Origin of the sequence: Psychrobacter sp. A3, assembly GCF_028823565.1 — a bacterium.
Taxonomy (GTDB): Bacteria; Pseudomonadota; Gammaproteobacteria; order Pseudomonadales; family Moraxellaceae; genus Psychrobacter; species Psychrobacter celer.
On the sequence record NZ_JAPEHS010000099.1, the window covers coordinates 1 to 8575 of the forward strand.

The following is an 8575-nucleotide window of genomic DNA, read 5'->3' on the forward strand; positions in this document are numbered from 1 at the left end:
TGCTGGGTAGTGCCAGCATTAGAAGGGGCGGCTTGCGCGTTCGGTGAACTGCTATGTTGGCTCATGCGATATATCCTGTACGTGCGATCCTAAAAAGAAGGTATTTTAACCGTCATTATAAAACACATAAGTGTACGTATGTAAACTAAAATTTGACCGACTAGGCAAAACATACCTGACCCAATACCACGCCCTTTTTGGCACCTGTTACCGCAGGTAGATTGCCGGTTTCGCCCATCAAGGTTTGCCGCGCCAGCCAAGCAAAGGCAACGGCTTCGACCCAAGCTGGATCCAGACCTAAGCTTGCGGTCGTGGTGACATGACAATGGGGCAGGTGTGCTTGTAGCCGCGTCATCAGGTAATCATTTAGCGCGCCGCCGCCGCAGACATACACCGCGCTGTTTTTATGAGACTGTACAAACAGATGAATCTGCGCGCTGGCGCTAATGGCGGTCAGCTCGGTTAAGGTCGCTTGTACATCAGCGGATGAGTAACGAATATGCGCCGATGCGTGATCAAACCTTTGTAGCTCCTCTTGTAGCCACTCTAGGTTGAACTCCTCACGCCCTGTGCTCTTAGGATAAGATCTGGCAAAAAACGGATGCTCTAGCAGCTGATTTAGGAGTGGCTCTATTACTTGGCCAGACTGAGCCCAAGCACCGCCTGCGTCATAGTCATTGTCGGTATGCAGCGCGGTCCACGCATCAAGTAATAAGTTGGCAGGGCCAGTGTCATAGCCAACGACATGGCTATGATTATCAGGCGTATCATTGTCAGCATAACCACTATCAGTATAATCATTGGCAGCATGATCACTGGCGGGCAAGACGGTAATATTGGCAATACCGCCTAAGTTTAATAACACGCGCGTACTATCAGGATCAGCAAATAATGCCTGATGAAACGCTGGCACCAAGGGCGCGCCTTGCCCGCCAACTGCCATATCACGGCGACGAAAGTCGCTGATCACACTGATACCTGTACGCTCAGCGATGACATTGGCATCGACCAATTGCAAGCTAAAACCCATTTGTGGACGATGGCGTACCGTCTGCCCATGACAGCCAATCGCTAGCACCGACTCGCTATCGGTATTTGACTGCTGCAATAAATTATTGACCACCTCGCTGGCAAACTCGCCATAGGCTTTGCTTGCCCAGCCAAACCAGTCCAGCTCACTATTTGGCTGGTTGTTTGGCTCACCAGCACTCGGCGTCAATGCTTGAATACCATTAGGCTGACACAGAGCAAGCAGCACCTCGCGCAGGCGCGGTGGGAAGTCTTGGCTATAAGTGGCTAAAAGCTGCATCGGCTGCTGGGTCTGCTCTTTATGACTCATGTCGGCGGCAAACTGACAAAGCACCGCGTCCATCCCATCCAAGCTGGTGCCAGACATCATGCCGATATATAGACCGTCATCAAAGCTTTCAAACACCGTTTGCTCTAACGCATCAGTGAGCGATGCATAATTGGCATTTTCGTCAGCTGTTAAAAGGTCAGACGCTAAAATCTGATTACTTTCTGGATCATTCGTGGTCTGGACAGGGTTGGCCATGGCAATTTACCTTAAAAAACGCTAGTATATCCCTCAAATTCTAACATCTTTTACTGGCTACGAAACGTCAATCCCGTTTGCAAAAATAGAGTAGCAAGAAAAACAGTAGCAGGAAAAACAAGTGCAGGTACTAATATAGAGCAGATGCTATATCTAGTAGACTAAACGAATTTGACGCTGCTAATCGTACTTTGGCACTCGGGAGCATTCGCCCAAACGCGTTACCCTTTTAATAAAGACAATAAAGAGAGCATCATGACCACTCAAACCCACACTCTAGAAGAACAACTGGCCCTGATTCAGCGCGGTACGCAAGAAATCCTTTCAGAAGAGGACTTGGTTGCCAAGCTAAAACTGGGTCGTCCGCTGCGTATCAAGGCGGGTTTTGATCCTACCGCGCCTGACCTGCACTTGGGACATACGGTATTGATTAATAAACTCAAGCATTTTCAAGACTTGGGTCATGAGATTTATTTTCTCATCGGGGACTATACCGCCAAGATTGGTGACCCTTCTGGTAAAAACACCACGCGTCCGCCGCTCAGTGATAAGCAAATCAAAGTCAACGCGCAGACCTATGCCGAGCAAGTGTTTAAGATTTTGGATAAAGAAAAAACCAAGATTGTCTTTAACTCTGAGTGGTTCAACGACATGTCAGCAGGCGATATGATTCAGCTCTCAAGCCAACTGACGGTCTCGCGTATGCTAGAGCGTGATGATTTTTCCAAACGCTACGCGGCGCAAACGCCGATTGCGATTCATGAGTTTTTGTACCCATTGGTGCAAGGCTATGACTCAATCGCGCTCAAAGCCGACGTCGAGCTGGGCGGTACCGATCAGACCTTTAATATCTTGATGGGCCGCACCCTGCAAGGTCGCTATGGTCAAGAGCCGCAAGTGTGTATCACGGTGCCGATTTTAGAAGGGCTAGACGGCGTCAATAAGATGTCAAAGTCTCTTGGTAACTACGTCGGTATCTATGATGCCCCAGGCACCATGTACCAAAAACTGCTGTCGATGCCAGATACTTTAATCCGTCGCTACTTTGAGTTTTTAAGCTTTAAGCCGATGGAAGAAGTCGAAGCATTGATGACAGAGATGGAAAACGGTCGCAATCCACAAGAGATCAAGCGTATCTTGGCCGAAGAGTTAATCGAGCGCTTTCACGATGCTGCTGCTGCTGCTAATGCGCACAAGTCAGCGGGCAACGTACTTGCTGATGGTGAGCTGCCAGTCGATTTGCCAGAGGTGACGTTGGAGCTAGAAGGCGCGGATGCGTTATTTATCACGCAAATATTGAACCAAGCAGCCCTTGCCAAAAACAACTCAGCGGCTAAAGATATGGTCAAACGCGGCGCAGTAAAAGTTGATGGCGAAGTGGTCGATGCAGGCTTTAGCCTGACTTCAGGACAAACAGTCGTCATTCAGGCCGGTAAAAAGGCTTATGCGAAAGTGACGGTTGCTTAAGTGATTGCTCACATCAATAATGGCTTGAGGAGAGATAAATGCTAGAACGGGTTACGTTATCAAGCAATGGCATTATCCTTGAACCATTAACGCTAAATCATACCGCTGACTTGGTTGAGGCTTGCCAAGATGGTGAGCTGTGGAAAATAAACGTGACGTCTGTACCTGAGCCAGACAAGGTCATTGATTATATTAATGTTGCAGATTCAATGACGGATAGACAAGCTTTTGCCGTCATTGATGAGCGTACTGGTAAAGCGATTGGCTCAACCAGCTTCCATGACATTTTGCCGACTACCAAAAGATTAGAGATTGGCTATACTTGGTATGCCAAATCGTATTGGCGCACGCATGTGAATACGACTTGTAAGCTCATGCTACTCACCTATGTATTTGAAACGCTACAATATCGAACTGTAGGCTGGCGTACAGATATTGACAACCATCGCTCACAACAAGCCATCGAGCGCTTAGGTGCTAAAAAAGATGGCGTGATCCGTGGCAATCGAGTACGCCGTGACGGCGTTATTTCAGATACCGTGATGTATAGCATGATCTATTCTGAATGGGCAGACATCAAGTCTAAGCTTACAGCAAAAGTACAAAGTATCTATTAATCTTTTAATTATCAATATAAATGAGTGGTTTATGTCTCAACAAATTCAAAGTACGGTAGCCCAAGGCATCTACCGCCACTACAAAGGTAATCTGTACCAAGTGCTGCACACCGCGCATCATTCCGAAACCGAAGAAGCCTTAGTCGTTTATCGCTGTCTTTACGGTGAGTATGGCGTTTGGGTGCGGCCGTTGGCGATGTTTGCTGAGACCATTATGCGAGAAGGCAGAGAAATACCACGCTTTGAGCTGATTAAAGTGCTAGCGGATTAAGCTTAAAAATTTCTGACAACTTCTAATCAAAAAAGAGTGACTGATGGAGTCGCTTTTCCATTTCTACTTATAGCTCATTCCCGAAAAACTTTCTTAATACCTGATAAAACCTAACGGGCTCATCCATCGGTACCGCATGACCTGAGTGCGGTAAAACGATTTCTGTGGCGCTGGGTAGCATCTGCGTCACCTGCTGCTGCCACTTAGCGTCATAGAGCTGTGAGCGACCTCCGATTAAGTTCACGACTGGAATGGTGACTTTTTCTATCACCGCCCGAAAGTCGTACTCCAGATTTAAGTATGCTTGCAAACAGCGCATCTTATGCTGCCAAATGCGGTGATCATAGAGCGCAAGCTTAGGATCGTTCTTATAAGTCATCGCTTGTATAAACGCTTTTGAGCGTCTGCGGTTGACGGATAGTAAGGAAAATTGTCGCTCGACATCAGTGATGCGGCGCTTGAGCGCAAAGGGCAGGTGGGTAAAAATCTCGAGCTGAATATACGGCAGCGTCATATTCACCACCTCATGAAAGACTGCAAACACCTCGCGCTGCCGCGTACCAAACAAACCGCCTTGCCAGTCAGGCTGGTTATGAATCGCAGGGCTTTGGTCGATGTTTAAATAACGACTGACTCTTGCGCTGCCATAACGCGAAAAATACGCCCACATCACTTGTGCACCCATCGAGATGGCGGCGACGGGCAATGCGTCTATGTTGCGTGCCAAACAAATTTGCTCAATGACGACATGGAGGTCATCGGCGTATTGCCGCAAAAAATCAAACTCACTCAACTCGATATCCTTTGCGGCTCCAAACCCGCGTAAATGCGGCAGATAAAACGTATAGTGACCGAGCAAAGGCAGGATGAATGGCAAAAACTCACGTGCATCCATCCCGTACGCATGGAGCAGTAGCACCGGCTTGCCGTGGCCGATAACTGACATGGGTAGCAGCGTGCCTTTTGCCACCTCGATGTTTTTTGTATGCAGCTGATACTGATTGAACAAAGCAGGGCGCGGCACAGCAAATAGGTTGGTTTTCATCAGGTATGATACCTTGTTGCAGAGCAGAGCATCGCGCTGACGCAAACGTTTTGTCACTGATAAAACCCTGCTATATTAAAACAATTAAACTGACCATAGCATAAAAAATGCCTAGCGGTAATAGCGGCGAGCAGGTTAAGGGATGAGCGGCCGATCAATGATCATCAGTGACATAAAGGAAGAGTGTATGAGCAAATCGACGTTAGCCTTGCTTGATAGTAGTTTGTATCCACAGGTCTGGCAGCAACAAACTTTTGCGACCCCGCAGGCGCTACTAGTTGCGATGCTAAGCGCAGAGAGCATGCCTGATGCTCGGGATTTTACACAACAGTTATTAGCCAATGAGGTGTATCAGGACTGGATCAATAGCAGTGTGTTTGGCCGCTATTTGCATCGGAACTTTACCGCTTTTTATCGGCAAAGCGAGGACAGCTTTAATACCGATATGCCCGCATTATTTCGCCGTGAGCTGACGCGTCATGCGCAGTATTTACCGCTGGGGCAAGTGCTGTTTTTTGCAGGTGATATGCCAAAGCAGGTACGACAAACCAAGCTGCTAACCACCACGGTCAATCCTGCGACTGCTATCATCGATGCGCAGCCAAGTAGCCGTGCTGTGCAATCTACACAGATGGTAGTCAATCAGCTAACCATCGTCGGCAAACACCTCTTAGGGTTTCCTATTCGCCATAATAAGCGCACCAGTGAGCGCATTCGGAATGAAGTGCTGATTTTGGACTTTCAGCAGTTAACGCTGGTCAAAGAAACCCAAATTCAACCCAAAAAAAGAAGCAACATAGATGAGACTATATTGCTTCGGTCTTATGAGTTACGTTAGAGAGCAAAACGGCCGGCTAAGCTTTTAACGGCCTTGCTTCGCAATGGTCAAACCATTATAAGTTTGCGCCACTGGCATCACTTCCAAGCGATTGACATTGATATGGGCGGGCGATTCAATTAACCACAATAAAATATCGCCGATATCCTCACCGGTCATGGTTTTAAAGCCGTCATAGACTTTGGCCGCTTTCTCATCATCGCCATGATAGCGCACATTGGAAAATTCAGTGCCCGCGACATTACCTGGTTCAAGATTGGTGACGCGCACCTGCGTACCGACTAAGTCCGCGCGCAGATTTAAGCTAAACTGTTTGACAAAGGCTTTGGTCGCACCATAGACATTACCGCCAAAGTATGGCCAACTGCCAGCGATAGAGCCGACATTGATGATATAACCGCTGTCGCGTGCCACCATCGCAGGTAGTACAGCGTGGGTCAGCGCCACCAGACCTTTGATATTGGTATCGAGCATACGCATCCAGTCATTGAGATCTGCCTCATGGGCAGGCTCGGTGCCGAGCGCTAGCCCAGCGTTATTTACCAAAACATCGATTTGACTAAAGTCTTTTGGCAGATCAGCGATAATTGGAGCAATAGACTGGGTATCGCTGACATCCATAACGACTGGCAAAAACAGCTCACCTAAAGTCTCTGCCATCTCGTTTAGTTTATCCAGGCGCCGAGCACAGCCGATGACGCGGTGGCCTTGTGCTACTAACTTCTCCGCCAGCGCTTTACCGAATCCAGCACTTGCTCCTGTAATCAATACGTTCATGATCTATCCTTATTATTGATGTTGTCTGCTGTTGCCATGATTTTGATGACGGCTTTATTTACCCTAATGAGACTTATCTATTAGATAACTGCTTACCAAAAATCTTATCGCCCGCATCGCCTAGACCTGGGATGATGTAACCGTGCTCATCTAGATGGCTGTCTAACGCAGCGGTATAGATAGTCACATCAGGATGTGCTTCGTTGACCAAACGCACCCCTTCAGGAGCCGCTACCAATACCAACGCCTTGATATTGGTACAGCCGTTTTTCTTTAGCATCTCAATGGTTGCGACCATCGAGCCACCTGTGGCTAGCATTGGATCAATGATTAGGGCTGGGCGCTTGTCCATGTGGCTGACGAACTTTTCAAAGAAAGGCACAGGCTGCAAGGTTTCTTCGTCACGTTGTAAGCCGACGACAGAGATTTTGGCCGTAGGGATTAAATCGAGTACCCCATCTAGCATGCCAATGCCTGCACGTAAGATAGGTACGATGGTTGCCGTCTTACCGATGATTTGCTCACCTGTGATTTCACCACACCAGCCTTCCATTGGGAAGGTCTCAATTTCAAAATCACGGCTTGCTTCGTACGCCATCAAGCGCGCAAGCTCTTTGGTTAATGTACGAAATTTATAAGTGCTACAGTCTTTTTCGCGCATTAGGCTGAGTTTATGACGGACTAGCGGATGATCGATTACAGTAATTTTTAAGTCACTCATAAGTACTCTCTTGGTTTTGGGTCTGATGCTTGCGCAGTCGCTGCGGTTGCCATTAGTATAAAAGATACAAACACTTACCACACGTTACCCCGCCTTTAGCGCATCCACAGTAAGCTTAGCCTACCTAACAACCGCGCCTAGAGTTTTTATCTCTTGACAGTACGATTCTCTTTGACTACATAAATGGCGACATATATAGAGTTATCACAACATGCTTACCGCGCAAAATATTACCAACAAAGTTGAATTGTTATGGTAAGCGGCCACGTATTGAGCGCATCAATGAGGATGCTATGTTGTATTAAATCGACTATGTTTTACTATTATGGATGACTATATGACGTCAGGGTCGGTGAAGTAGTGTTTAGGCCTGCTATGATACCAAAAAAACCGCTTTTTTGATGAAGAATCTTATGACCAATCAACCAACTAGCAACCAGCATCCCATGTCTCATACAAAAATCGACACAGCATTGTCAAAAGACGATGCTTTAGAAGTAGAAACCCATCCGTTTGCCCCAGTACTGCCTGCAAATGCCAGTGTAATGATGATGGGCACGTTTCCACCGACCGCTGATAAATGGGCAATGCGCTTTCACTATCCAAACTTTTATAATGATATGTGGCGTATTTATGGTGGCGTGTTTTTTGACGATATTGATTACTTTAGAGTAGAGGGCGAAAAGCGTTTTGATCCTGAGCGTATTCGCGACTTTATGTTTGATCGTGGTATTGCCTCGTGCCCGACGGTAAAGCAAGCCATTCGTGAGACCGGAAATGCGTCGGACAAACACCTAACCGTCGTTACCCCAGTAGATTTAGATAATATCTTGCTGCAAGTACCAAAGGTTAAGACGCTTTTTACCACTGGCGGCAAAGCAACTGAGGTCTTGCTAAGCCTACTAGCGGAGCCACCCGCCAAATCCAAGCATCCTAAGACCAATCAAAGCATGCAGTATCCTTATCGTTGGCAGCATCATGACAAAGACCCGGCCGTCAAAGAGCTGACCTTATATCGCCTGCCCTCCACCTCACGCGCTTATCCTTTGGCGTTAGACAAAAAAATCGCCGCTTATAAAGCTTTTTTTGAAAAAATGGGCAAGCTATAAAGGATACATAAAGAAGCATAGATAGAATAACGTCGTCTGAAAACCAAGAGGGCTAAACGCTAAAGCAGAGTAATTGAGATTAGCGGTAAATTATTTCCCCTGTTAACTGTTTGATATATATCAAGTATCAATCATCATGCCAAATAATCTCTTAATTAATAAGTCTGGCCCCTTG

9 protein-coding genes are annotated in these 8575 nt (G+C 47.0%); 5 read left to right on the plus strand and 4 right to left on the minus strand.

Going from position 1 to position 8575, the window contains the following annotated elements; translation table 11 throughout:
• Positions 1-160 precede the first annotated feature (160 nt).
• On the minus strand, positions 161-1555 hold the full coding sequence (locus NK638_RS10965) for an anhydro-N-acetylmuramic acid kinase (RefSeq protein WP_274633048.1): 1395 nt from the start codon (positions 1553-1555) through the stop codon (positions 161-163).
• Positions 1556-1810: 255 nt separating this feature from the next.
• Between NK638_RS10965 and tyrS the strand changes: the two genes are divergently transcribed.
• Genes tyrS through NK638_RS10980 form a run of 3 tightly spaced genes read left to right on the plus strand, consistent with a single transcriptional unit; the run spans position 1811 to position 3910 of the window.
• Positions 1811-3022 carry a tyrosine--tRNA ligase gene (tyrS, locus tag NK638_RS10970; RefSeq protein WP_274633049.1) on the plus strand — a complete coding sequence of 404 codons (1212 nt, stop codon included), beginning with the start codon at positions 1811-1813 and terminating at the stop codon, positions 3020-3022.
• Positions 3023-3060: 38 nt separating this feature from the next.
• Positions 3061-3639: a GNAT family N-acetyltransferase gene (locus NK638_RS10975; RefSeq protein ID WP_274633050.1), complete on the plus strand. Its 579-nt coding sequence runs from the start codon at positions 3061-3063 to the stop codon at positions 3637-3639.
• Positions 3640-3670: 31 nt separating this feature from the next.
• The gene (locus tag NK638_RS10980) at positions 3671-3910 is read left to right on the plus strand and encodes a DUF1653 domain-containing protein (RefSeq protein WP_274633051.1); all 240 of its coding nucleotides are present in this window, start codon (positions 3671-3673) and stop codon (positions 3908-3910) included.
• Between the two features lie 67 nt (positions 3911-3977).
• Here the strand turns inward: NK638_RS10980 and NK638_RS10985 are convergent, their stop codons facing one another.
• Positions 3978-4955: an alpha/beta fold hydrolase gene (locus tag NK638_RS10985; RefSeq protein ID WP_274633052.1), complete on the minus strand. Its 978-nt coding sequence runs from the start codon at positions 4953-4955 to the stop codon at positions 3978-3980.
• Between the two features lie 187 nt (positions 4956-5142).
• Here NK638_RS10985 and NK638_RS10990 point away from each other — a divergent pair, with 187 nt between their 5' ends.
• A complete protein-coding gene (locus tag NK638_RS10990; protein WP_274633053.1) occupies positions 5143-5793 on the plus strand; it encodes a hypothetical protein in 651 nt (216 codons plus the stop codon).
• A gap of 24 nt (positions 5794-5817) precedes the next feature.
• On the opposite strand, the gene NK638_RS10995 is transcribed toward NK638_RS10990, so the two are convergent.
• A complete protein-coding gene (locus NK638_RS10995) occupies positions 5818-6570 on the minus strand; it encodes an SDR family NAD(P)-dependent oxidoreductase (RefSeq protein ID WP_274633054.1) in 753 nt (250 codons plus the stop codon).
• 73 nt (positions 6571-6643) lie between these two features.
• Positions 6644-7291: a uracil phosphoribosyltransferase gene (gene upp / locus NK638_RS11000; RefSeq protein ID WP_105244246.1), complete on the minus strand. Its 648-nt coding sequence runs from the start codon at positions 7289-7291 to the stop codon at positions 6644-6646.
• Positions 7292-7737: 446 nt separating this feature from the next.
• Here upp and NK638_RS11005 point away from each other — a divergent pair, with 446 nt between their 5' ends.
• Positions 7738-8400, plus strand: coding sequence for a DNA glycosylase (locus NK638_RS11005; protein WP_274633055.1), 663 nt, complete (start codon positions 7738-7740; stop codon positions 8398-8400).
• Positions 8401-8575 lie beyond the last annotated feature (175 nt).

Coding starts and splice junctions, on each gene's coding strand:
- NK638_RS10965 (WP_274633048.1), bottom strand. CDS start 1,555: ATGGCCAACCCTGTCCAGACCACGAATGATCCAGAAAGTAATCAGATT.
- tyrS (WP_274633049.1), top strand. CDS start 1,811: ATGACCACTCAAACCCACACTCTAGAAGAACAACTGGCCCTGATTCAG.
- NK638_RS10975 (WP_274633050.1), top strand. CDS start 3,061: ATGCTAGAACGGGTTACGTTATCAAGCAATGGCATTATCCTTGAACCA.
- NK638_RS10980 (WP_274633051.1), top strand. CDS start 3,671: ATGTCTCAACAAATTCAAAGTACGGTAGCCCAAGGCATCTACCGCCAC.
- NK638_RS10985 (WP_274633052.1), bottom strand. CDS start 4,955: ATGAAAACCAACCTATTTGCTGTGCCGCGCCCTGCTTTGTTCAATCAG.
- NK638_RS10990 (WP_274633053.1), top strand. CDS start 5,143: ATGAGCAAATCGACGTTAGCCTTGCTTGATAGTAGTTTGTATCCACAG.
- NK638_RS10995 (WP_274633054.1), bottom strand. CDS start 6,570: ATGAACGTATTGATTACAGGAGCAAGTGCTGGATTCGGTAAAGCGCTG.
- upp (WP_105244246.1), bottom strand. CDS start 7,291: ATGAGTGACTTAAAAATTACTGTAATCGATCATCCGCTAGTCCGTCAT.
- NK638_RS11005 (WP_274633055.1), top strand. CDS start 7,738: ATGTCTCATACAAAAATCGACACAGCATTGTCAAAAGACGATGCTTTA.